This is a genomic window from uncultured Granulicatella sp., assembly GCF_963528195.1.
Lineage (GTDB): Bacteria > Bacillota > Bacilli > Lactobacillales > Aerococcaceae > Granulicatella.
Map to the genome: position 1 here is coordinate 1 of NZ_CAURVN010000019.1, position 25,069 is coordinate 25,069.

Here is a 25,069-nt window from a genome sequence, read left to right on the forward strand (position 1 = left end):
CCAAATTTTGTTTCTGTCATGAGTAAGACGGTGAAACCGTCTTGGAGTTTTCCTGCGCTAGAAGCCGGTTGGCTTCTAGTGCCCATACTACAATGGGAAGTCTTCTTTTCTATTCTTTGGAATGACATGAATGCGTAAAAAAAACAAGACTACCAGGAATTGTAGTATTAGGACGCCAGTAGCCACCAGTGGTGTCTCTTGGCTAAAATTTGAGCCTGGGTCTCAAATTTTCCTGCGCTAGAAGCCAGTTGGCTTCTAGTGCTCATACTACAATGGGAAGTCTTTTTTCTTTTCTTAGGAATGATATGGGTACGTAAGAAACGAGACTTCATTTTTCTATATTAAAAAATATTTTTTTCATCTTTTCTTACCTCAAAATAATCACTAAATTTAATTTCAAAATCAAAAACTATACTCTCTAATTTTTTATGAGAAACGACAATAATAGTCTTATCAGAAAAGTTTTTTATAAAAACTTTCCAAATTTTACTGAATGTAACGGGATCTATTGCACTAAAGGACTCATCAAAAATTAATATGTCAAATTCTACAGCCCTGACTAACAGTCTTGCAAATTCAATTAATTGTCTTTCACCACCAGAAAGAGTATTAAAATTTACCTCTTCGTATAAACGATTACAAATTGTTTTAGGGAAATGATGGAGATTCAATAATTCTATTATTTTTTGATCTGAAATATTCTGATTTAATCGTATATTGTTTATAATTGTATCGGAAAAAATAATTGGGCTTGTTTGGCTGTACCAAATTTTATTAAAATACTCTTCCTGCCATCTTACGAAGTTAGATAGAAACGAACTTTTTCCAATTCCTACTGCACCTGTGAATAGATATATTTTCCCTTTTTTTAATATTATATTTTTATCCAGCTTAGAATTACCATAAGAGCCACTCATTATTTCAAAATAGTCTTTTTTCTGTAAAAGTGATGGTTTATGCTTGTGTTTTATCTCTTTTTCATTTACTAGTTCTTCGAGTGTATCGACTTTGATATTAATACTACTAAATTTTACAGAAAGTTGAATCAAGAGTGTCATTGCTGGTATCATCCAGATACTTATTTGATAAATAGAAACTATACTACCAATGCTTCCTCTGCCAATAAGGTACGATCCCAAACAAAAAATAATTACAACCATAGAACTGTTGATAAATTTAATAATTGAGGTTATAAAATGCTCCAATATATTGCTTTTCCTAGATAAAGCAATTATCTCATCATTAACTTTATTTATTTCATGTATCAATTTATAATTTAATTTTTCATTATAAAACGATTTTATGCCTAAATTATCCAGATTCTGGGAAAGTGATTGTAAATGAATCAGTTTATTTATTCTCATATCTTCAACTACTATCATTTTTTTGTAAAATATACTAAATAAAAAATACACGCTAAGAAATATTATAACTATAACTAAAAAAATTATGATATTCTCTATTAATATGTAAATCATTCCTAATCCAATAGTAGCAAGACACCACAATAAGCTACCAATATCTCGATAAAAGAAATAACTAATTTCATTTACACCTTTCGAAATATAATATAAATATGCACTGTCATTTTTTGTCGTAGTCAATGATTTGTTTACAAGTCTATCTATAAGACTTAAACTATTGTCCAATATAAAACTTGAAATTTTCAGGTCTAAAGATATTAAATAATTGGTAAAAAAAGGAATAATAGCAACCATTCCCCCTAAGAAAAATAATGAAAACACATCAAACTTAGGAATGCTATAATTTATTGCATATTTTATAAGTATTGCTGGAAATAATAACACTATTGATCTTAGTAAGACAATCAATGAAATGAATAATAGCTTAAATATATTACTTTTCAATAAAATCTTCGATATTTCTTTCATACTAAACCTCTATGATGTCTGTAATTATTCTTGATGGAACTATCCCTTTTTCTAAATGAGTAACCTCAAAAATGCATCTATCAGAAAAATACTCAAGAAAAAATTCTTCAATGAGCCTTCTGACATTTTCGTCAACATTAGCACCTAACTCATCAATTATTATAACTTTCGCCTCAAAATTGGTTTGACGAATAAGATTGATAATTGCTTTCTGTCCCGTTGATAAATCGCTTTCTTCGCTTAAATTTGTACTTAATTCTGGAATAATACTTAATAACTTAGAAAATTTAGATAGATCGTCTCTCATTAAATTTTCCTCAACAGTACCTTTTATAAATGTAAAGTCTTGCGGAACAAACATTTTATATTCTTGTTTTAAATATAAATCATTAAAATATAATTCTTTACAAAGTGTTGATTTCCCCGCACCATTTTTACCCCTTATAAGAAAGTATCCATGTACATTATTGTTTAATAGATTAATGAACTGATAAAATTTTAATGTTTTTTCTCGGTTGCGTTCCTCTTTTAGTAGTTTTATCAAATTATATACTTTAGAATATGACATTAAAATTTCTTGAATAGATGAAATAAAAGCCATAGTATATTTAAAAGGAGAACTAAAATAACTTAAATAAGTTATGACTGATACTAATTCACCAATTGAAATTTCTCCAGAGATAACTTTCATACCTCCTAAAATTATAATAAGTCCTGGTCCAATAGAATCAATGGTTCTAGGTAATAACTTAGTTTGATTAGCAGATAAATTAATTTTAACAGTTAACTCATTGATTTTATCTGATAGAGAATAAACTTGTTTTTGTATATAACTTCCAGAATAAAGAAAATATAATTTCTCTTTATTGGTTAAATATTCTTGTGTAAAAATTTTTAGAATTTTCTTTTTTTCTCTCTGTTTAATGTGTAACATTTTTTGTTTCTTTACGAGTTTGCTAAATGGTAAGAAATATATTGAATACAATATGGATAAGGTCAAAAATAATATTGGAGAAATTAAGTAAATATTTATCGCTGCAATTACAAATCCAATGACCGTGACTAATATTTCTACAAATGACTCAATTGTGAAATTTTCAATATTTTGTAAATCATCATTAATAATTTGTGTAAACTCACCTTTTTTAATGTCATCGATTTTTTATAGTTCTTATAATTCCAAAAAGAATATAAATAAGTTCTTAAAGCACCTACAGCGGATACAGTAAGTAATTTTATTCCAATCAAACCTATTCTACTACAAATAAAAGCTATTAAAATTAGCAATAAAATACCACTAAATGTACTATACACTGATACATCAGACTGAATTAAATCAATTCCGCGTCCAATTTCCTTAGGAACTATCCCTTCTAAAATAGAACCAATTATTAAAAGGACAAAGGCTAGTATAAAACTCCCAATTTTTCTCACACTAAACATTCTAATTTCTCCATGAAATAAATTTTTTTAATGATTCTGGTAATTTTGATAACTCATCATTGAATCTAGTTAAATTATTTTTTTCTGTAGTGATCATACTATAATTTCTCACTAATCACTCGTTCGATAGCTTTAATGACACCATTATTTTCGTTTGTGTCTGTTACCATTTTACTTAAACCTTTTACTTCTTCAGTGGCATTTCCCATTGCGATTGGTAATCCTGCGTATTGAAGCATTTCGATATCATTTGCGGCATCTCCGATAGCGGCAATTTCGTTTCGGTTAATATTGAGTCTTTGAACTAATTTTTCTAGTCCGTATGCTTTATTGACGCCTTTTTTTAGTACTTCAATTAAATATTTTTGGCTACGAACTACATAGAATTTTTCTCTCCAAGCATCTGGAATGACTGTTTCGAATTTGTTTAATTGTTCTTCGTCTCCAAGTAGTAAAATTTTATAAAAATCTGTTGTGAGAGATTCTTCTGTTGTAATGCATTTGATTTCTCCATTAATGATTTTTACATCATATTCCATCCATTCTGTAGGTTCTTGGTCAAAGGAGTAGTAGTAATTAACTCCGCCTCCCATCACACTAATGCCATGTTCTTTTCCAAGTTGAATCCATTTTTGAATAGCAGATGAATCTACAAAGGCATCCATGATGCGATTTCCTGTTTGGCTTTCGTAAATATTAGCACCATTTTGACTAATAATATAATGGTTTTCTTCAAGATAACCTAAGTCTTTTAAGTAAGGGCGAATTCCTGTTTCAGGTCTGCCTGTACATAGGACCAATAATGTGTCAGTATCTTTGTGATGAAATTCTTTGAAATATAGTTTTGTTTCTTCCAGTAATTGTTTTTTAGCATTTAGTAGCGTGCCATCCATGTCGATGGCAATTAGTTTAATCATTTGAAATCTCCTTTAGTGTTCTATGAGTCTATTGTAACATAAAGAAGAGTTTTAGATACATCAACCTTCCGAAAGCCAATCAAAAATAACATCATTTGTATCAAAGGCAGCGCCGTTTTGGCAATGAAGATCACTGTAGTCATTTTCTTTGTCGAAAATTTTCATCTTTTTATTTTGAACGTCTAGTTGTTCAAAATATTGTGTTGCTAATTCAGAAGGATAATAGTTATCATTTTTTGCAACACAAAGAAGAACTGGATTTTTGACTGGAAGTTCTGAAAAATCTCGGCATCGAGTAATGAGTTGGTTGAGTGACTCGCATCCGAAAACCCATTTTGCATGTTCAATTTGCCAGTTTAAAAAGGGGACATGAGCAATATATCCTTCAATCATTTTTTCTAAAAAAGGTGGAAATTGACTTTTTAAATATGGATGAAGGATTTTCGGGATATTTGTTTTAAAGGAATTCAACATATTTGGAAAATAATTATATAAAACAATTTTATCGAATAAATGCTCATTTAATGCGGAAGCTCTTGCGATTAATAATCCACCTAAGGATAGTCCAATTCCAATTTTGGGTAAGACAATTTCTTCTTGGTAAGCCTGAAGGATAGCTTTTACAACTAAATCCCAACGTGGGGTAAAGTTTTTCTGATACGTTCGAATCGCCCGAGATTGTCCAGGGCCTTCAAATAAAATGACATGATACCCTTCCTCTAAAGATGCTTTTACATTTGTAAAATAAAGTTCTTCTAATAATGCATCGAATCCACCACAAATGAATAAGGTTCCTTTAGGAGGTTGAGTAGTTTTAAAAAATAATGTTCGTAAGGAATAATCTTCATATGGTACTTCCTTTAGTTCATAAGGAATCGATAATAAATCTAGTCCTTTATAAAAATAATCGACGGAAAGTTCATAGCAATTTAGTTTTCTATCGTCTTTAGGAGATAAGAAAAATTCAGCTGCTTGAAAATATCGACTAGCTCTTAAATAGGCTTTCCCTTTAGAAATAGAACTGTTAAAGTTTTTTTGTGTTAATTTAGTACTGAGTTTATACCATTCTGCATACCAGGATTCATAATTTTTTTCTTTTATCTTTTCTGTAGTCGATTGAACTTCTGCAAAATCACTTCCGCCATAGGGGCAATACCACATTAATCGTCTTGTTTCAAATTCGAATTCAAAAGTTTTAAAAAACATCGAAACACTCCTTTATAGCAATCATATCTAGTTATGGGTATAATAATAATCAGATTAAGTTTGTTAGAAAAGAAGTTACTTTGAGGTGCCTATGGAAAAAGACAGATGTTTACGAGAGTTAGCGTTACCATTACTTGGGAAATGGAGCATATTTATTGTATTAACATTAGCTGAAGAGGAAATGTATTTCGCACAATTAGAGCGTGAAATTGGAATAGTTTCAAGAAAGATGTTATCGCAAACGTTAAATGATTTGATAGAAATTCATATTGTTTATAAAAAAGGAGAATCCTCTACAGGACAAAAGACGTATTATGGATTAACTCCTTTAGGGAAGAGTTTATTGCCACATATTTATGGACTCAAAAATTGGATGATGGAGAATGAGGTATTTTTACGTAAAAAATAAAAGCACAAAATCACGGCAAAGCGCCATCGATTTTTTGCTTTTTAGTATTTTCAATAATTATTCATTTTCTAAACGTTCAAATGCGTCGTGAATGACTTGTTTTAAGGCAGATGCTGATAAGTCCATTTTTTCTTGTTCAGAGTCTGCTAGTGGGATTTCGATAATTTGACGAATACCATCTCGTCCAATAACGGCTGGAGCGCCGATATATACATCTTCTTGTCCATATTGTCCTTCAAGATAAACAGATAGTGGGAAGATAGCTCTTTCGTTATTTAAAATTGCTTTAGTAATTCTTGCTAAAGTAGCTCCGATACCATAGTAAGTAGCACCTTTTTTCGCAATAATTTCATAAGCAGCATCTCTTACTTGGAAGAATACTTCTACTAATTTTTGTTCATCTGTTTCAGGATTTTGGCGAACCCATTCATAAATTTGTAATCCACCGACATTAGCATGTGACCAAACAGGGAATTCAGTATCTCCGTGTTCACCTAAAATATATCCGTGAACGTTACGTGCATCAACGTCGATTAATTCAGCAATTGCTTGACGGAAACGAGCACTATCTAATGCTGTACCAGAACCAATTACTCGATTTTTTGGTAATCCAGAAAATTTCCAAGTAGCATAAGTTAAAATGTCTACAGGGTTTGATGCAACTAGGAAAATTCCATCAAATCCACTAGCCATGATAGGATCAATAATTCCTTTTAAGATTTTTAAGTTTTTGTGTACTAAGTCAATACGAGTTTCTCCTGGTTTTTGAGCAGCACCTGCTGTAATGCAAATAACGTCTGCATCATGGCAGTCTTCATAGCTTGCTGCATAGATTTTTTTAGGAGAGTTAAATGCTAGAGCGTGTGATAAGTCTAAAGCATCTCCTTCTGTTTTTTCTTTTGCAATATCAATAATTCCAAGTTCTTCAGCAATTCCTTGAAGTACAAGTGCGTATGCATAACTAGAACCTACAGCACCGTCTCCGACTAAAATCACTTTGTTACTAGCTTTAATTGTTTTTTCCATTGTATTACCTCCTTATTCCTTCGTGGAATAACTATCCATAGTATAGCACGATTTGATTTGTGATACTTAATCTAAAGTTTTGAAAAAATGAACTTTTTTCAAATGTTGATGTTTTCGTTTTCATATCTTTTCATTTTCGGTCAAACGCTAATTTTCATAATTTCAAAAAAGTAAAAAATATAAAAAATTATATGTGAAGAACTTATCACAGGTCTGTTAGTTTATTAATTTTTCGATTTTTGAACAGTTTGTGATATACTAGAAAGGACTCAACAGAGAAATGGGTGTGAACGTATGAAATTAATTATTGGATTAGGAAATCCAGGGGCGAAATATAAAGGAACTCGTCATAACATTGGATTTATTACCGTTGACGAATTTGCCTATCAAGAAAATTTAGAATTTAATCAAGCATTATTTGATGCAACCTTTACTCAAACGCATATTGATGGAGAAAAAGTAATATTGATGAAGCCATTGACGTATATGAATTTATCCGGTCAGGCGGTTCGTCCATTAATGAATTATTTTAAAATTGGAATTGAAGATATTGTGGTACTGTATGATGATATGGATCTTCCAGTCGGAAAAATTAGGTTGCGTCAAAAAGGTAGTGCCGGTGGACATAATGGGATTAAGAGTATCATTAGTTGTTTAGGCAGTGACCAATTTAATCGTATTAAAATTGGGGTAGGACGACCTGCTCCAGGTAGAAGTGTAGTTAATCATGTATTAGCTAATTTTGAAAAAGAAGAACAAGAAGAAATTTTAGCTTCTGTGGATAAAAGCGTAGAAGCGTTAAGAGATTGGATAAAAGGCGATAACTTTATTCAAACGATGAATCGTTATAATTAAATAAATTTGAGAAAAGGCTGGAGCGAAAGTTTCAACCTTTTTAGTGCCTATATCAAAAGAAAGGAAAAGATATGTTACCGTTAGGAATTAGTAAAAAACAAATCCATAGTTTTAAAGAATGGATAGAAAACCTTCCGATGATGCAAAGTCAGTTAGTTTTAGGATTAACTGGAGCAGCAAAGCATTTAGCTGTAGCAAATGCATATGAAAATTGGAAGGGCCCAGTAGTTGTTGTAACGCCAACAATGTTACAAGCGACTCAATTATATGAAGAATTAGTACAGTGGTATGAAGACGAAGTATATTTATTTACAGTAGAGGAATCTTTAGCTGCAGAATATTCTATTCACTCTCCTGAAGTGGTGAGTAATCGAATTCGAACATTACAGTTTTTAACAACTGGAGAAAAAGGAATCGTAGTTGTTCCATTATCAGGAATTCAAAAGCCATTAGTACCTTTAGAAGTTTGGAAGAAAAGTACCATTGAATTAGTCGTTGGAGAAACTCAGTTAGAGGTAGAAGATTTAGTCACCCAATTAGGACGGATGGGTTATCGTAGAGAAGCAATGGTAGCTACTCCAGGAGATTTTTCTGTTCGTGGAGGAATTGTTGATATTTATCCGTTGGATCAAGAACATCCGATTCGGTTAGATTTTTTTGATGATGAATTAGATTCATTACGGTATTTCGATGCAGAAACGCAACGCTCACTTGAAATGGTAGAAAATATCATTCTTTTACCGGCAACAGATATTCCATTTGAATATGAAGTGGTATTTGAGGCAAAAGCTAAGATTCAAAAAGCTTATGAAAAAGATATAAAGAGTAGTGAATCAGATGAACGTACTCAATTATTAACGAATCAAATGAATCACTTATTAGCACAATTAGAAGAAGGAGAAATTCCTCCTAAAATTTCTTATTGGCTCGAACTATTTTATAAAGATAAAACGACTATTTTAGATTATGTGTCTAAAAAAGGATATTTATTAGTAGATGATTATGCTCGAATTCAAGAAAAACAACGTTCACTTCATGAAGAAGCAGGATTATGGAAAATTCATCAATTAGAATTAGGAATGATTGCTAGTTCGATTGATATGATTTTTGAAGGAAAGAAAGTGTTAAAAGATTCGACGCTACCAAGAACGTATTTCTCATTATTCCAAAAAGGATTGGGCCGATTAACGTTTGAAGCCATTCATAATATTCAAGAACGTTCAATGACACAATTCTTCTCACAAATGCCAATGGTAAAAGTAGAAGCAGATCGTTGGGCGAAACAAAAGGCTACGGTTATCGTAGTGGTGGATCAGTTAACGAGAGCTGCGAAAGTAGAACAAACTTTCCATGATTTTGATATTCCAGCGATTATTACAAAAGAAGTACAAGAAGGAATTCTTCAAATTATGGTAGGAACTTTTAGCCATGGATTTGAATTACCACAAGATAAGTTTGTAGTCGTTACAGAAAAGGAACTATTTAATAAATTAACGAAACGTGCCCCAAGAACTCAAAAAATTTCCAATGCGGAAAGATTGAAGAGTTATACAGAATTAGCAGTTGGAGACTATGTTGTTCATGTCAATCATGGGGTGGGTGTGTATCAAGGGATGGAAACATTAGAAATTAATGGTGTCCATCAAGATTATATGTCAATTCATTATCAAGATGGAGGGCATTTGTTTGTTCCTGTTCATCAAATTAAATTAGTTCAAAAATATGTTTCTTCGGATGCAAAAGTTCCTAAATTAAATAAATTAGGAAGTAGCGAATGGGCAAAAACAAAGCGCAAAGTTGAAAATAAAATAGAAGATATTGCGGATGAATTAATTGAATTATATGCAAAGCGTGATACAGAAAAAGGATATGCCTTCAGTAAGGATACTGTTGAGCAGAAAGAATTCGAAGATGCCTTCCCTTATTCAGAAACTCAAGACCAATTAAGAAGTATTGAGGAAATTAAAGCAGATATGCAAAAAGATAAACCAATGGATCGCTTACTAGTAGGAGACGTTGGTTATGGGAAAACAGAAGTAGCGATGCGTGCAGTTTTCAAAGCGTTAATGGACGGAAAACAAGCAGCAGTATTAGTACCAACAACGATTTTAGCAGAACAACATTATGAAAATTTTGTTCAAAGATTTGCAGATTATCCGTTCAAAATAGGATTGTTAAGTAGATTTAGAACGAAGAAAGAACAACAAGAAACAATTGAAGGATTACAAAAGGGTCAAGTAGATGTCGTGATTGGAACGCATCGTATTTTATCAAAAGATGTGAATTTCTTAGATTTAGGGTTATTAGTAGTCGATGAAGAACAACGATTTGGTGTCAAACATAAAGAACGCTTGAAACAATTGAAATCCCAAGTCGATGTTTTAACACTAACAGCAACGCCAATTCCTAGAACATTGCATATGTCGATGTTAGGAGTACGTGATTTATCCGTTATTGAAACACCACCTTCAAACCGTTATCCTGTCCAAACTTTTGTAATGGAGCAACAAGGGATTACAATTAAAGATGGAATTGAACGGGAATTAGCTCGTGGAGGACAAGTCTTCTATTTATACAATCGTGTGGAAACCATTGAGAAGAAAGCAGATGAATTACGTCAATTAGTTCCTGAAGCAAGAGTTGGAGTCATTCATGGACAAATGAGTGAAACGACATTAGAAAATATTTTATATCAATTTATTGAAGGAGAATATGATGTTTTAGTAACAACGACGATTATTGAAACAGGGGTAGATATTCCAAATGTAAATACCTTATTCATTGAAAATGCGGATCATATGGGATTGTCACAGTTATATCAATTACGAGGAAGAGTGGGACGTTCCAACCGTATTGCGTATGCGTATTTAATGTATCAACCAGATAAAACTTTAACAGAAGTTGGAGAAAAACGTCTGCAAGCGATGCGTGACTTTACAGAATTAGGTTCTGGATTCAAAATTGCGATGCGAGATTTATCGATTCGTGGTGCAGGGAATTTATTAGGAAAACAACAGCATGGATTTATTGATTCTGTTGGATTTGATTTATATTCTCAAATGTTGAGTGAAGCAGTATTGAAAAAACAAGGAAAAGCTGTCCCAACAATGGAAGATTCTGTTGAAATTGATTTACAAGTAGATGCTTATATTCCAGCCACTTATATTCAAGATGAACGTCAAAAAATTGAAATGTATAAACGAATTCGTTCTATTGATAGTATGGAAACGTATCATGAATTATTAGATGATTTTATTGATCGCTTTGGAGAATTCCCTGATGAAGTGAGCTATTTATTAGAAGTTGGAATGCTAAAATATTTTGCAGAGCAATTATCGATTACTTCGATTAAGAAAAAACAACATTCAATCATTGTATCCATTGCTCAACCGGTAGCTCAACAATTAGAAGGAGTTGCTATTTTCGAAGCCCTTGGGCCAGTGAAATTACCTGCTCAAGTCACTAAAAAAGGTACAACTTTACAAGTGTTGCTCAATGTAACGAATCAACCAACAGATTTATGGTTAGAACAAATCAAAATTTTTTTAGAAAAATGTTGTGAAGTTGTAGAAGCGCAAAAAGAGGAAAATGAATAAGAACAGAGAGGGGGATTCAATGGTTAAATCGAATAGACAGATGATGCAAGGAGCGTTGGTATTGTCACTAGCAGCCTTCATTGCGAAAATATTAAGTGCCGTTTATCGAGTTCCTTTCCAAAATATGGTTGGAAATACTGGTTTTTACGTTTATCAGCAAGTTTATCCTATTTATGGAATTGGAATGACCTTTGCTCTCTCTGGTTTTCCGGTATTTGTTTCAGCATTAATTGCTCAGTATCGGTCAGATTATGAATTATCTCTTCTTTTAAAACGATTATTCTGGATTTTAAGTGGAATAGGGATAGGAGTATTTTCACTTCTATATACACAGTCAGAACTCATTGCTTTATGGATGGGAGATACTTTATTATCCCCAGTCATTCAAAGTGTTTCGTGGATGTTTTTAATGATGCCATTTTTGGTAATTGCTAGAGGGTATTTCCAAGGGACGAATCGAATGGTTCCCACAGCTGTTTCTCAAGTAATGGAACAAGTCGTTCGAGTAAGTGTGATCTTATTAGCTGCCAGTTTTTATGGAAGTCTTACGAATGATTTATATGAAGTTGGAACTTGGGCAATGTCGAGTGCTGTTGTGGCTGCAGTGATGGCAACTTTTGTATTATTGTATTATAAAAAATCAGACTCATTTGAAAATTGGAATGGCAGTCGTGTCATTGAACCTCATAAGATTCAATGGGGAGTATTGCTAAAGAGATTAGTTATTGAAGGTGGAACTATATGTTTATTAAGTTCTATATTAGTATTGTTTCAATTAATGGATTCATTTACCTTGTTTAAAGGTTTAGTAGAACAGGGAATCAGTCAAGAAATTGCTAAAGATTTAAAAGGGATTTTTGATAGAGGACAACCACTGGTGCAATTAGGGATGGTTGTTGGAGTAGGATTTTCTTCAAGCTACTTACCATTACTCAGTCGTAGTTATACAAAACAATATTTAGAAGAATTTGAACAATTGAAACAGTCTCTCTTAAAGATGACAATGGTATTTTCAGTGGTAGCCACAGTAGGATTATTAGTCATTTTACCAAGAGTTAATCATATGCTGTTTGGGGATATTCAAGGCAACGATGTGCTGAGTATTTATATAATTAGTATCGTATTAGCCTCTATGATGATGGCTTACCATGGAATCTTACAAAGTACTGGAAAATATTCGATTACGCTTATGGCTTTATTTGCTGGATTAATTACCAAAGGATTTGGTAATATTGTTTTCATTCCAATGTTTCAAACTTTAGGGGCTAGTATCGCTACGATTTTAGGGTTATTCGTGATGCTAGGAATGATTTGGATTCTAAGTGGAGAGGGTAAGTCTTCTTCGAACCACCAAAAGTCAACGATGATAAAATTAGGAATTGTATCGATTGGAATGGCAATCGTTGTAGGAGGATTGAATATCCTCTTTGAACGCTATTTCCCAGCCGGAGATTCTCGAACAAAAGATACACTGCTTGTTCTATTGTTAGTGAGTGTTGGAATCATTGTATTTATAATAGGAGCGATTCGGATAAAGTTATTTACTATTCGTGAATGGTTAATGATTCCAAAAGGGAAATCACTATTAAGATTTACAAGAAAATGGAAGAAAAGAGGGGAAAAGAATGAGATTAGATAAATATTTAAAAGTCTCTCGATTAATTAAAAGAAGAAGTGTTGCAAAAGAAGTAGCCGATAAAGGAAGAATTACGGTACAAGATAAAGTGGCAAAATCTTCAACGGATGTAAAAGTAGGAGATATTATTACCATTCAATTTGGAAATAAGACTGTAACCGTTCGAGTAGATGCTATTTTAGACTCAACAAGAAAAGAAGATGCCAAAGAAATGTTTACGATTTTAGAAGAGAAACAAGTAGTGAAAACAGAAGAGTTTTAAAACGGAGAAGAGAGAGTTGATTTGTCAACCTCTCTTATTTTTTTAGAAAATCTTAAATAGATGATCTATTGAGAAAGAAAAATGTTTTCATTATACTATATGTGAAGAAAATAACGATTTCATATCAGAGAAAGGATGAGGAAGATGAATAAAATGAGTAAAGTCTATATGAGTGTTGCAATGGTTACTTCTGTTGTTACTTGTTTATTTGGATTGTACTTTAGTACAAAAGGAATTGTTGAAGTGACGTATGAATCGTGGAGAGCAATGGGAGTCAGTTGTTTCACTTTTCTGTTGGTATTGTTTAGTATGATGAAACTACCTTTAAAAATAAAAAAAGGAATTATCGCGCTAGAACTAATATTAATGACAGCTGTGTTTGGTCCAATGGTTATAAAGGGGACTATTCTAAATTTTCATTCATTCCCTTTTGGTGTGATTGTGGACTTAACGATTGTGTTTACTGTTCTATTAATGATTTTATTAGGATTGAGTACTAGAAAAATTCATCAGAATAAAGAATTGAAGATAGATTCCATCTTTATTAATCTTCAAATCATTATGATGATCCATACTTTTTATGATCATTTCTCATTTGGAATAGAAGTGATGGATCATGCGAGTGCGCTTCAAATTGGACAGGTCGTTAGAAGTGTGTTTCTTGGAACGATGAATCTTCAAATGTTATGGATGGCTTTTGGAATTTTGATTGTATTAGGAAGCATACTGAAGATGTTTTACGATATCTTTGTGGTGAAGAATATGAAAGATACAATTATAAGTATCTCTAAATAATGATCATCATATTTACTCCAATTCATGATGCCTAAATTGAAAGATAAGATTTCTTGACAATTATGGAAGAAAAGCATAGAATAATGGGCACGTTATCATTTTGATGACAGCACAAAAAATTCAAGATTCATGAAAGGAGCAAGTATGGTAGAAACAATTTTAAGTAGAAATTTTGATGCAATATTAGAAGTTAGACATTTAATAGCCATAATTTTAGCTTGCTTATGTGGATTGGCTATTGGATATGAACGGAAATCAAGAAATAAACAAGCGGGTATAAAAACGCATGTAATCGTAGCTTTGACTTCAGCGTTAATGATGCTAATTTCTAAAGAAGCATTTTTAGATACATCAAAATTTGATACAGCTCGTGTAGCTGCGCAAGTTGTTAGTGGTATCAGCTTTATCGGTGGTGGTATTATCTTTATGAGAGATAAGAAAATCAGCGGGATTACAACAGCTTCAGGAATTTGGGCAACAGCTGGGATTGGTTTAGCAATTGGTGGTGGTATGTGGATTTTCGGAGTTGTTTGTGCAGCAGTAGTCGTTATTATTCAATTATTGACACATGAATCTCCATTAAAGGCACAAAATCGTCAAGTAAGTATTCATTGTTTAGTTCCAGATGTAACGATTATGCAAAAGGTGTATGATTTTTGTCATTTAGAAGATTATCAAGCTGTTCAAGTGGAAGCTAAGGAATTAGATGAGGGACAATTTGAATTAATTTTACGAGTGGAACATGATGAAGAAATTGTTATCGAGAAGATTCAAGAGTATATGGAAGAACAACACTCTGATTTAGAAGTCAAGAAGATTAAGTTTAAAACAGAAGAATATTAGTGAGTAAGACTTATCTGATATAGCAAACAGGATGTTCGTGGAGAAGTGGTATAAGCCAGCAGTGTGGCTTATACCACTTTTTTTATAAAATTTTCCTAAAAGCATAGACTAGTTATCATATTCTTGTTATACTCGTCATATAATCATTAAAGGAGTCAGTGTAGTGAGTAAACAGCAACAAGAAAACAGCAAAATAATTGCGTTTGAATCAAAAAAGAAAAAATTGCATACAAATGTTCATTTACCAAAAATGCCTGTTTTTAGAACAGTAGCTGTTGTTCATTCATTACTAATGGCAGCTGTTATAGCGATGATTGGTACATTAACAATACAAATCGTCAAACAATTAAATCATGCTAGTAAAATTGAGGCCCAAATTGTAGAAGCGAAGAAAGAAGAAGCAAGAGTACAAGGACAACAAAAAACTTTGCTTCAACAAGTTGAGTTATTACAACAAGATGATTATGTTGCAAAACTTGCACGTAGTGAATATTACTTAAGTAAATCAGGAGAGATTATTTTTAATACACCTGATGATGCTGCGCAAAATAAAATTCAACAAGCAAAAGATAATCAATCTCGTCATTAATTTTAGCAGGTGCTATGAAATGGTGGAAATAATCTTTTATACTCGTCAAGCGTGTGTGTAAAAGGGGAAATTTGAAGGAGGAACGCTTTTTATATGTCAATTGAGGTAGGGAATATTTTACCTGGTAAAGTAACTGGTATTACAAATTTTGGTGCTTTTGTGGATTTAGGAAACCGTAAAACAGGTTTAGTTCACATTAGTGAAGTATCTAATTCTTATATTAAAGATATTAAAGATGTCTTAACAGTTGGAGACGAAGTACAAGTAAAAGTAATGGAAATTTCTGGAGATGGAAAGGTAAGTTTATCGATTCGTCGTGCAAGTGCTGATTCTTCAGAAGAAAATGTTGAAGAAAAACCAAAATTCCAAAAATCAGCTCCACGTAATCAAGAAGGTCAAGGATTTAAAAAACCTTATGCAGCTAAATCAGCACCATCATTTGAGAAAAAATCTCCATCACAAGCAAAAGTGAATGATTTCGATGCAATGATGAGTTCCTTCTTAAAAGATTCTGAAGATCGTTTAACTTCATTAAAACGTAATACAGAAGGTAAACGTGGCGGACGTGGTGGACGTCGTTCATAATAAATTATTATAATGAGGCTGGAAATATCCAGTCTCTTTTTGTCATTGTAAATAGTCTTTGAAAGGGAGGTGTTTGAATGAAGGGACTAGAATTATTTTTTAATCAATATGTTCCCAATTGGCAACAGGAATCTTTTTTATTAGCGGTTTCTGGAGGCGTGGATTCAATGGTCTTATTAGAAAGTTTTTTTCAGCTAAAAAAGAAGATTGAAACAATACATTTTTCTGTTGTTCATATTCATCATCATCTTCGAAAAGAATCCGATGAAGAAGAAGAGATGGTTAGAAATTTTTGTGGTGAAAGAAATATTTCTATAGAAGTATATCATTGGGAACAAGGGTTTGAACAGACAGCAGGGATTGAAGAAAAAGCAAGAAAGTTTCGATATCAAAAACTGAAAGATTCTATGAAAAAAAATAATGCTCGCTATGTTGTAGTGGCTCATCATGCAGATGATCAAGCAGAAACGGTTTTAATGAAATTAACAAGAGGCAGTACAATTGAGGGGGTTGCTGGAATGAAGTCCATTCGTCCCTTTAGTGAAGGCTATCTTATTCGTCCTTTTTTAACAGTTGATAAAGAAGATTTATACGAATATGCTTCGATTCATCAAATACCTTTTAAAGAAGATTTAACGAATCAAAGTTTAGAATATACGAGAAATCGATTTAGAAAGGAAATTATTCCACTTTTTAAACTGGAAAATTCGAAATTTAATCAGAAAATCCACGAATTTACGAAAACTTTACAAGAACAGCAAGAAGTAATTTTAATATTGGCGAACCAATGGATGGAACAGGAACTATTAGATTTACACAATGGTTGGTCTTGGAATAAGGAAAGGTATATCAAGCAACCAGTAGGACTCCAAAAGGTTATTTTGGTTGAATTATCTAAAAAACTTGGAGGTTTATTGAGTGCTAAAAATGTGTTAGATATTCAAGAGGCAATTATATCTGACACTTCTCAAATGAGTTTGAATTTACCAAAAGGATGGATTTTCCAAAAAAGATATGATCAATTATCGATTATAAAAGAACTGAAAAAAGAAAGTATTTATCAAGAAATAATAGTAGAGGGATTTGAATCAGCAGATATTGTATTATCAGAAGATGAAAGTATATCATTTAAAGCTGAACAAGGATGGGAAATGTTTGTTTCTATGGAAGATTTTCCATTAACTATACGTAGAAGAAAGCAAAATGATCGTTTTCTTTTAACAGAAAATCAGCATCAAAGTATTAGAAGATGGTGTATTAATCAGAAAATTCCTAAAGAAGAAAGGGAAAAATTGTGGATTGTAGAAAATTCTTCAAAAGAAATAATCGCAATATTAGGATTTCGCAAAACACAATCATTGTCCAAAAGGAAAGAAACTGATAGAATAAGAATAGTCTATAGAAAAAAAGAAGAGGTGCTATCATGTTAGATAATTATATTGCAGAAGTAGTTGTTAGTAAGAAAGAATTAGAAGAAACAATTGAAAGATTAGGGAAAACATTAACAGCAGAGTATCAAGATAAAAATCCATTAGTGATTTGTATTTTAAAGGGAGCTATTTTCTTTATGGCAGACCTTGTTCGTGCGATGGACTGCGATTTAGAAGTGGATTTTATGGATGTATCTAGTTATGGTGATGCATTTGAATCAAGTGGTGAAGTTCGTATTTTGAAAGACTTAGATCAAAGTGTAAAAGGTCGCCATGTATTAATTGTGGAAGATATTATTGATACAGGCCGTACTTTAGCTCATATTGTTGAATTATTAAAACATCGTCAAGCAGCAAGCGTTAAAATCGTAACATTATTAGATAAAAAAGAACGTCGTGTTATCGCAATTGATGCAGATTATGTTGGAGTAGAAGTTCCAAATAAATTTGTAGTTGGCTATGGGCTAGATTACAAACAAGGATTAAGAAACTTACCATATATTGGAGTATTAAAACCAGAAGTGTATGAATGATAAGATTTAGTTAAGTTAATTATCAAAAATGGTCAAAGACCTTTAAGTGTGATACACTGTTTTATACAACCATTTATGAATTGTAGGAGGCAAAATGAATACAAATAATAATCGTCAAATATTTCGTAGTGGACTAATGTATATTATGATTTTTGTAGCAATTGTTGGGTTAGTTTCTTGGTTTAATCAAGGTTCTAATGGACAAACGACAGAAGTTAGTTATACACAATTCGTTCAAGAATTGAAAAAAGGTGACATTAAAGAAATTAAAATGCAATATGCAAACTCCGTATATACGATTACTGGAGAATACAAAGAAGCAAAAGAAAATACAAATACATCCTCTAAAGGATTAGCTATATTTGATAAGAGATCTTCTAAAACTTCTAATTTCAAAACAACAGTTTTACCAAATGATGGAACTGTAACAGAGATTAACAATGCTGCACAGCAAGCAGGCACTCAAATTACAACTCTTCCTGAAAGTCAATCAGGAATTTGGTTATCACTTTTCTTACAATTAGTTGTGCCATTAGGAATTTTTGGATTCTTAATGTATAACTTATTATCAAGTCAAATGGGGCAAGGTGGTCCACGTGGCGTGATGAATTTTGGTCGATCTAAAGCGACAGATCAAAATAAACAAAAAGTAAAAGTTCGTTTTTCTGATGTAGCAGGTGCGGAAGAAGAAAAACAAGAATTAGTAGAAGTAGTAGAATTCTTAAAAGATCCTCGTAAATTTACAGCTCTAGGAGCTCGTATTCCAGCAGGTGTGTTATTAGAAGGCCCTCCAGGGACAGGTAAAACTTTATTAGCAAAAGCTGTTGCGGGTGAAGCGAATGTTCCGTTCTTCTCAATTTCAGGTTCTGAATTTGTTGAGATGTTCGTTGGGGTAGGGGCAAGTCGTGTTCGTGATTTATTTGAAAATGCGAAGAAAAATGCTCCAGCTATTATCTTTATTGATGAAATTGATGCTGTTGGTCGTCAACGTGGTGCAGGTATGGGTGGAGGTCACGATGAACGTGAACAAACTCTGAACCAATTATTAGTTGAAATGGATGGTTTTGAAGGAACAGAAGGCGTTATCGTGATTGCTGCAACAAACCGTTCTGATGTATTAGATCCTGCATTATTACGTCCGGGACGTTTTGACCGTCAAATTTTAGTAGGTCGTCCAGATGTTAAAGGACGTGAAGCAATTCTAAAAGTTCATGCTAGAAATAAAAAATTAGCAAAAGAAGTGGACTTAAAAGTGATTGCTCAACAAACTCCAGGTTTCTCTGGTGCTGAATTAGAAAACTTATTAAATGAAGCTGCTTTAGTAGCTGCAAGAAGAGATAAAACAGCGATTGACAAGTTAGATGTGGATGAAGCACATGACCGTGTCATTGCGGGTCCAGCGAAAAAAGATCGTGCAATTAGTGAAAAAGAACGTAAAATGGTTGCTTTCCACGAAGCTGGTCATACAATCGTAGGAATGGTATTAAGTGATGCACGTGTCGTTCATAAAGTGACGATTGTTCCTCGTGGACGTGCAGGCGGATATGCAATTATGCTTCCAAAAGAAGATCGTTTCTTAATGACTAAAAAAGAATTGTTCGAGCAAGTAGTTGGATTACTTGGTGGACGTGCTGCTGAGGAGTTTATCTTTAATGAGAAAACGACAGGAGCAAGTAATGATTTCGAGCAAGCAACAGGAATTGTTCGTAGTATGATTACTGAATATGGAATGTATGATGAATTAGGAACTGTTCAATATGAAGGAAATCATCAAGTCTTTATTGGACGTGATTACGGACAAACGAAAGCTTATTCTGATCAAGTAGCATTTGAAATCGATAATGCAGTTCGCTCTATTATGAAAGAAGCTTATGCACAAGCTTTACAAATTTTAGAAGAACATAAAGATCAATTAACTCTAATTGCTGAAAAATTACTAGAATTAGAAACTCTTGATGAACGTACAATTAAAGCTTTATTCGAAACTGGAGAAATGCCAACAGAAGATGTTGAAGAAGAGTATCCAAGTGAAGTAGAAGCAGCAAGTTTTGAAGATTCTAAAATGGCTTTAGCAAAACGTGAAGCAGCAAAACAAGATGATAATGAAGAAGAATCTGATTCAAAAGATGATTTAGAATAATGAAAAGAAAGTGAGAAGGGAAAGTCAAAGCTTTTCTTTCCCACTTTTCTTTTATGGATGAAAGAAGGAATGAAGAATGAAAGATCATTTATTAAAAGTATTAGCTTTTAATGATGAAGTTAAAGCAGTTGCCATTGTAGCGACTGAAGCAGTATCACAGGCACAAAAACGTCATGATACTTGGAGTGCAGCTACAGCAGCATTAGGTCGTACGATGATTGGAACTCAATTATTAGCGACTAGTTTAAAAGGAAAAGAAAAAATTACGGTTCAAGTTAATGGAGATGGCCCTGGTGGAAAAATCATGGCAGAAGCGAATGGTTTAGGTCAAATGAGAGGTTATATTTCAAATCCACATGTAAGCTTACCTTTAAATGAAAAGGGAAAGTTAGATGTACGTGGCGTTGTGGGTACAAACGGAACGATTACTGTTATAAAGGATTTACAAATGAAGGAACCATTTTCTGGACAAATTCCAATTGTTGATGGTGAATTAGGAATGGATTTCACTTATTATTTAGCTGTTTCCGAGCAAATTAATGGGGCAGTTGGTGTTTCTGTTTTAGTAAATCCAGATGAATCCGTTCGTGCTGCAGGTGGATTTATGATTCAATTACTTCCTGGAGCTAGTGAAGAAACCATTGTAGAAATTGAACGACGTATTAGTGAAATGCCTCTTGTTTCAAAATTGATTGACCAACAAGAAGAGCCAATTGATTTATTAAACCGTTTATTAGGTAAAGAAAATATTAAAGTATTGGAAGAATTACCTGTAGAATTTCATTGTCCTTGTACTAGAGAAAGATTTAGTGCTGGATTATTATCGATTGGTGTAGAGGATTTACAACATTTAATTGATGAAGATCATGGAGCAGAAATTGTTTGCCATTTCTGTGGTGAAAAATATCAATTTAGTGAAGATGATTTAAATGACTTAATCACAGAAATTAAGTCTCAAAAATAATGATTAAAAAACTTTCTTTAGAGCAAAAAACACTATAGAATTTAGAAATTTTACAAGTGATGCTGCAAAGGAAAGTTTTTTCTTTTTACATTTAAAATTTATCATTGCAAAAATGTTCAAACAAGGCTACAATAACGATGAAAACGATTAAAAAAAGGAGAGGTTTTTAATGAAACAATCAATTGGTGTTGATATTGGGGGTACAAAAGTAGCGGTTGCTATTATTAATGAAAAGGGAGAAATTGTGAGTCGCAGGCAAGCACCTAGTGAAGTCGAAAGTGCTGAAACATTATTTGAACAAGTTGTTCGATTAATAAATGAAGAGTTAAATGAACATCCATTTTCAATTCAAGAGATGGAAGGTATTGGAATTGGTTTGCCAGGGAAAGTAGATGTAGAAAATGGAATAGCAGTTTTCCAAAATAATATTCCATGGCCAAATTTTCCGATTGTTAAAAGATTACAAGAAGTTTATGGAAATATTCCAGTGAAAATTGATAATGATGTAAAAGTCGCTGCCTATGCAGAATATCGCCTTCAAAATTTAACAGAAAAAGAAATGTTTGCGTATGTCACTTTATCAACTGGAATTGCAGCAACAAATATTGTTCATAATGAAATTCTTCGTGGAGCAGGTTTCTCAGGTGAAATTGGATTTATTCCGGTTCATTACTTTGGTCAATGGATGAGTTTAGAAGAAGCTTGTTCAGGGGTAGGGATTCAAAAGAAAGCTCAAGAATTATACAAAGATGATTCTGTGACAACTAAAGATGTATTTGAAAAATGGCGTCAAGGAGATGCCATTGCAACAGATATTATTCGTCAAGCGGCGAGTGGAATCGCTAGTAGTTTACACGCGATGGTTTGTTTACTAGATCCACATGTCATTGTATTTGGAGGAAGTGTATCCAATTATAATCCGGACTATATTGAGTTAGTAAAAGAAATTTTAGAAACTAGATTACATGCTGAACAAAAACATGTGTTACAGAGAATAGTTACTTCAACTATTAAAGGAGATAATGGAATTATCGGTGCAGGTTTATTAGTTTTATAAAGGATTGAAGGTTGGAAGGGACTGACCCCAAAAAGTGAGAATTTAATAAAAACACCCTAGGACTACCTGTCTCCGGTATTCAACCGGAGACAGGTAGTCCAATTTTTGTTGGATTCTTTTTTCATTAGAATATTTGATATAATTTTCTACAATTTGAATTACATAGATTGTAGTATTCAGCAGAAGTATAAACGCTGCCTTGATCTCTATGTAGTAGACATCCTTAGGTAAATCAATTTGATTTAATGTATCCAATACAAACTTAGTATCCTGTTTTGAGGAAATTGTGTAAGCAATGATTTCTCCATTATGTAAATCCATAATGGAAGATAAATATAATCGTTTAAGACCGAAAGGCAAATATGTGATATCTGTAGTCAATTTTTGCATAGGTTTGTCTGCTGAAAAATTTCTATTATTAAAAAGACTTGACATAATTCGTTTACAATAGTAAACTTACTTTGAATATGTTTGTTCACATCTGTAGACGAATAGAGGGGAAGGAGAATGAGCACAATGGAATTTAATACTTATATCACAGATGCAGAATGGGAAGTCATGCGTGTAGTTTGGGCAAATGATCGAGTAACTAGTAAAAAAGTCATTTCCGTATTGCAAGAAAAAATGGACTGGACACAATCCACTATCAAAACGATCTTAGGTCGATTAGTTGGAAAAGGCGTACTAAATACAGAGCATGAAGGTAGAAAGTTTATTTACACTGCTAATATTGAAGAGAAAGAAGCCGTAAGGGATTATGCAGAAGATATTTTTAACCGTATTTGCAATAAGAAAGTCGGAAATGTAATAGGAAGCATCATTGAAAATCATGTTTTAAGCTTCGATGATATAGATCGACTAGAAAAAATATTAGAGATAAAAAAATCTTTCGCAGTAGAAGAAGTGGATTGCAATTGTCCAGAAGGACAATGCGAGTGTCATTTACATCATCATTAACATAAGGAGGAATAAAAATGAGTAAGAATAAACATATGTTATTAGGTATTGGACTTACAGTCGTATTAACTGCAGTTGGATATATTACATTTTTAGAACCAATGATTAGTTATTTTAAAATAAACCAGAGTGCAGTTAATATAGATATTCAAACAAGTAAAACAAAAAGTACGCTTCCTATACCACCACTATTAGAGGATAAAAATCCAGATCCTAATATTGCGGATTTTACTTTAGAACCTCAAGAAGGAGAAACTTCATTTTTACCAAATACCAAGACACGAACTATGGGTTACAACGGAAGCTTCTTAGGCCCTGTCATCAGAGTAAGTAAAGGTGAGCAAGTAAATATGCACGTAAATAACAAGCTCAAAGAAGCAACTACAGTTCACTGGCATGGACTAGAGGTAGAAGGAGAAAAGGATGGGGGCCCTCATCAAGGAATTGAACCAGGAACAACTTGGGGGCCTAGTTTTACAGTAAATCAACAGGCTGCAACATTGTGGTATCATCCGCACTTTGGAGGAAATACTGCTACCCAAGTTTATAAAGGTTTAGCAGGACTATTCTATGTGGATGATGAAGTATCAAAAAGCTTAAATATTCCTAAGGAATATGGAGTAAATGATATACCTTTAGTAATTCAAGATAGAAGCTTTGGCAAGGACGGCAGTTTTATTTATAATACAAATATGATGGATGGAGCAACAGGGGATACTATCATAGTTAACGGAGCTATTAAACCTAATTTAGAGGTTAATAGAGTCAAGATGAGATTTAGAATAGTTAATGGTGCTAATGCAAGTAACTTTAATTTGAAGTTAGATAATAGAGATGGATTCTATCAAATAGCATCTGATGGTGGATTTTTAGAAAAACCGGTTAGCAAGAGAAATATTATGTTATCACCTGGGGAAAGAGCAGAGATAATAGTGGACTTTTCAAAGTATGAAAAGGGAACGCAGCTATCACTTATGAGTAATAAGGAAGCCATTATGACCTTTAATGTTAAAGGCGATGGGAAAGATGATACTGAAGTACCTAGCACTTTAACGAATATAGAAAGAATGTCAGAAGCACAAGCTACTAAGATAAGAAGCTTTGAGCTTCAAGGTATGGGTCACATGGTATCAATAAACGGTAAAAAGTTTGATATGAATAGAATTGATGAAACAGTGAAGCTTGGAGATACAGAGATTTGGGAAATTACAAACCCAGGATCTATGATGCATGAAATGGGGCACCCATTCCATATTCATGGCACACAGGTTCAAATTCTATCAAGAAACGGTAATGCGCCTTCTCCAGAGGAGAGCGGATGGAAAGATACTGTATATATTGAGCCTAACGAAAAAGTAAGACTTATAGTTAAGTTTAATAAGAAGGGTACTTATATGTACCACTGTCACATTCTTGAACATGAAGAAGCAGGTATGATGGGACAAATTAAAGTAGAATAATAAATAATATTTTATATCTTCATAATGCTCCCACAATTTAAGTGTAAGATTCTAATATAGAAATTACGAGGAGAGGATAAGGATATGAGAATATTAAAAATGTTGTTCAGTAAAAAAATTAAAGAAGAATATTCAAAAAAAATTCAGTCTGTATTTTACCAGTTTGATAGAGATTAACGAACGATTGTTTGAAATCCTCGTCGTAACGTTTAAAACCTGACATAAAAATCCTTTCATTTTGTGTCTTAATAGACAGATTATAACACACAATTTTCTGTCCACTTTTATAGTATAGTATAGCTCCAGTTTCGACTCTTCTCAAAATTTCAGACACATACTGCGCGGTAAGTGTCTAGAGTTTTGAGAAATAAGAAAAATACTCAATAAATTTAAGAGAACGAGAAATCGTTCTCTTTTTGTTATGTGACTTTCAGTCCGTCACGCTCCGTAGGTGCGTGACAAATAAACCACCCG

22 protein-coding genes and 1 pseudogene are annotated in these 25,069 nt (G+C 32.8%); 16 read left to right on the forward strand and 7 right to left on the reverse strand.

The window, feature by feature from the left end; genetic code table 11:
• Positions 1-341: 341 nt before the first annotated feature.
• The 5 genes from RWR88_RS05910 to RWR88_RS05930 form a co-directional block, all read right to left on the reverse strand.
• Positions 342-1,892 carry an ABC transporter ATP-binding protein gene (locus RWR88_RS05910; protein WP_314451081.1) on the reverse strand — a complete coding sequence of 517 codons (1,551 nt, stop codon included), beginning with the start codon at positions 1,890-1,892 and terminating at the stop codon, positions 342-344.
• A gap of 1 nt (position 1,893) precedes the next feature.
• Positions 1,894-3,051 (reverse strand): ABC transporter ATP-binding protein, encoded by a 1,158-nt coding sequence (locus RWR88_RS05915; RefSeq protein ID WP_314451113.1) that lies wholly within the window; start codon positions 3,049-3,051, stop codon positions 1,894-1,896.
• Positions 2,964-3,335: a hypothetical protein gene (locus tag RWR88_RS05920; RefSeq protein WP_314451083.1), complete on the reverse strand. Its 372-nt coding sequence runs from the start codon at positions 3,333-3,335 to the stop codon at positions 2,964-2,966. The genes RWR88_RS05915 and RWR88_RS05920 overlap by 88 nt, the downstream gene beginning before the upstream one ends.
• A gap of 98 nt (positions 3,336-3,433) precedes the next feature.
• Positions 3,434-4,252 carry a Cof-type HAD-IIB family hydrolase gene (locus RWR88_RS05925; RefSeq protein ID WP_314451085.1) on the reverse strand — a complete coding sequence of 273 codons (819 nt, stop codon included), beginning with the start codon at positions 4,250-4,252 and terminating at the stop codon, positions 3,434-3,436.
• A gap of 60 nt (positions 4,253-4,312) precedes the next feature.
• Positions 4,313-5,458: a dipeptidyl aminopeptidase gene (locus RWR88_RS05930; RefSeq protein ID WP_314451087.1), complete on the reverse strand. Its 1,146-nt coding sequence runs from the start codon at positions 5,456-5,458 to the stop codon at positions 4,313-4,315.
• A 91-nt stretch (positions 5,459-5,549) separates the two neighbouring features.
• Between RWR88_RS05930 and RWR88_RS05935 the strand changes: the two genes are divergently transcribed.
• Positions 5,550-5,867: a helix-turn-helix domain-containing protein gene (locus RWR88_RS05935; protein WP_314451089.1), complete on the forward strand. Its 318-nt coding sequence runs from the start codon at positions 5,550-5,552 to the stop codon at positions 5,865-5,867.
• A 57-nt stretch (positions 5,868-5,924) separates the two neighbouring features.
• Here the strand turns inward: RWR88_RS05935 and RWR88_RS05940 are convergent, their stop codons facing one another.
• Positions 5,925-6,893, reverse strand: coding sequence for an L-lactate dehydrogenase (locus RWR88_RS05940; protein ID WP_314451091.1), 969 nt, complete (start codon positions 6,891-6,893; stop codon positions 5,925-5,927).
• A 294-nt stretch (positions 6,894-7,187) separates the two neighbouring features.
• Here RWR88_RS05940 and pth point away from each other — a divergent pair, with 294 nt between their 5' ends.
• The 13 genes from pth (at position 7,188) to RWR88_RS06005 (ending at position 22,178) form a co-directional block, all read left to right on the forward strand.
• Positions 7,188-7,748, forward strand: coding sequence for an aminoacyl-tRNA hydrolase (gene pth, locus RWR88_RS05945; protein ID WP_314451093.1), 561 nt, complete (start codon positions 7,188-7,190; stop codon positions 7,746-7,748).
• Between the two features lie 71 nt (positions 7,749-7,819).
• Complete coding sequence (gene mfd, locus RWR88_RS05950) at positions 7,820-11,344, forward strand: transcription-repair coupling factor (RefSeq protein WP_314451095.1); 3,525 nt, start codon at positions 7,820-7,822, stop codon at positions 11,342-11,344.
• A 19-nt stretch (positions 11,345-11,363) separates the two neighbouring features.
• Positions 11,364-12,983 (forward strand): polysaccharide biosynthesis protein, encoded by a 1,620-nt coding sequence (locus tag RWR88_RS05955; protein WP_314451098.1) that lies wholly within the window; start codon positions 11,364-11,366, stop codon positions 12,981-12,983.
• Complete coding sequence (locus tag RWR88_RS05960; protein WP_006703326.1) at positions 12,970-13,242, forward strand: RNA-binding S4 domain-containing protein; 273 nt, start codon at positions 12,970-12,972, stop codon at positions 13,240-13,242. The genes RWR88_RS05955 and RWR88_RS05960 overlap by 14 nt, the downstream gene beginning before the upstream one ends.
• Before the next feature lie 144 nt (positions 13,243-13,386).
• Entirely contained in the window at positions 13,387-14,037 is a 651-nt protein-coding gene (locus tag RWR88_RS05965; RefSeq protein ID WP_314451100.1) for a hypothetical protein, read from the forward strand.
• Between the two features lie 144 nt (positions 14,038-14,181).
• On the forward strand, positions 14,182-14,880 hold the full coding sequence (locus RWR88_RS05970; RefSeq protein WP_314349450.1) for an MgtC/SapB family protein: 699 nt from the start codon (positions 14,182-14,184) through the stop codon (positions 14,878-14,880).
• 163 nt (positions 14,881-15,043) lie between these two features.
• Positions 15,044-15,469 (forward strand): septum formation initiator family protein, encoded by a 426-nt coding sequence (locus tag RWR88_RS05975; RefSeq protein WP_314451104.1) that lies wholly within the window; start codon positions 15,044-15,046, stop codon positions 15,467-15,469.
• A gap of 93 nt (positions 15,470-15,562) precedes the next feature.
• Positions 15,563-16,054, forward strand: coding sequence for a S1 domain-containing RNA-binding protein (locus tag RWR88_RS05980; RefSeq protein ID WP_314349452.1), 492 nt, complete (start codon positions 15,563-15,565; stop codon positions 16,052-16,054).
• A gap of 77 nt (positions 16,055-16,131) precedes the next feature.
• Complete coding sequence (gene tilS / locus RWR88_RS05985) at positions 16,132-17,484, forward strand: tRNA lysidine(34) synthetase TilS (protein WP_314349453.1); 1,353 nt, start codon at positions 16,132-16,134, stop codon at positions 17,482-17,484.
• Complete coding sequence (hpt, locus tag RWR88_RS05990) at positions 17,478-18,017, forward strand: hypoxanthine phosphoribosyltransferase (protein ID WP_314349454.1); 540 nt, start codon at positions 17,478-17,480, stop codon at positions 18,015-18,017. The genes tilS and hpt overlap by 7 nt, the downstream gene beginning before the upstream one ends.
• 94 nt (positions 18,018-18,111) lie before the next feature.
• The gene (gene ftsH, locus RWR88_RS05995; protein WP_314349455.1) at positions 18,112-20,157 is read left to right on the forward strand and encodes an ATP-dependent zinc metalloprotease FtsH; all 2,046 of its coding nucleotides are present in this window, start codon (positions 18,112-18,114) and stop codon (positions 20,155-20,157) included.
• Between the two features lie 76 nt (positions 20,158-20,233).
• Positions 20,234-21,121, forward strand: coding sequence for an Hsp33 family molecular chaperone HslO (hslO, locus tag RWR88_RS06000; protein ID WP_314349456.1), 888 nt, complete (start codon positions 20,234-20,236; stop codon positions 21,119-21,121).
• Positions 21,122-21,290: 169 nt separating this feature from the next.
• Positions 21,291-22,178 (forward strand): ROK family protein, encoded by an 888-nt coding sequence (locus RWR88_RS06005; RefSeq protein ID WP_314349457.1) that lies wholly within the window; start codon positions 21,291-21,293, stop codon positions 22,176-22,178.
• A gap of 42 nt (positions 22,179-22,220) precedes the next feature.
• Here RWR88_RS06005 and RWR88_RS06010 read toward each other — a convergent pair.
• Positions 22,221-22,595, reverse strand: a pseudogene (locus RWR88_RS06010) (DDE-type integrase/transposase/recombinase); the annotation flags it as partial.
• Positions 22,596-22,685: 90 nt separating this feature from the next.
• Between RWR88_RS06010 and RWR88_RS06015 the strand changes: the two are divergent.
• Entirely contained in the window at positions 22,686-23,135 is a 450-nt protein-coding gene (locus RWR88_RS06015; RefSeq protein WP_314451110.1) for a CopY/TcrY family copper transport repressor, read from the forward strand.
• Between the two features lie 17 nt (positions 23,136-23,152).
• Complete coding sequence (locus RWR88_RS06020; protein ID WP_005606293.1) at positions 23,153-24,595, forward strand: multicopper oxidase family protein; 1,443 nt, start codon at positions 23,153-23,155, stop codon at positions 24,593-24,595.
• Positions 24,596-25,069: the final 474 nt, after the last annotated feature.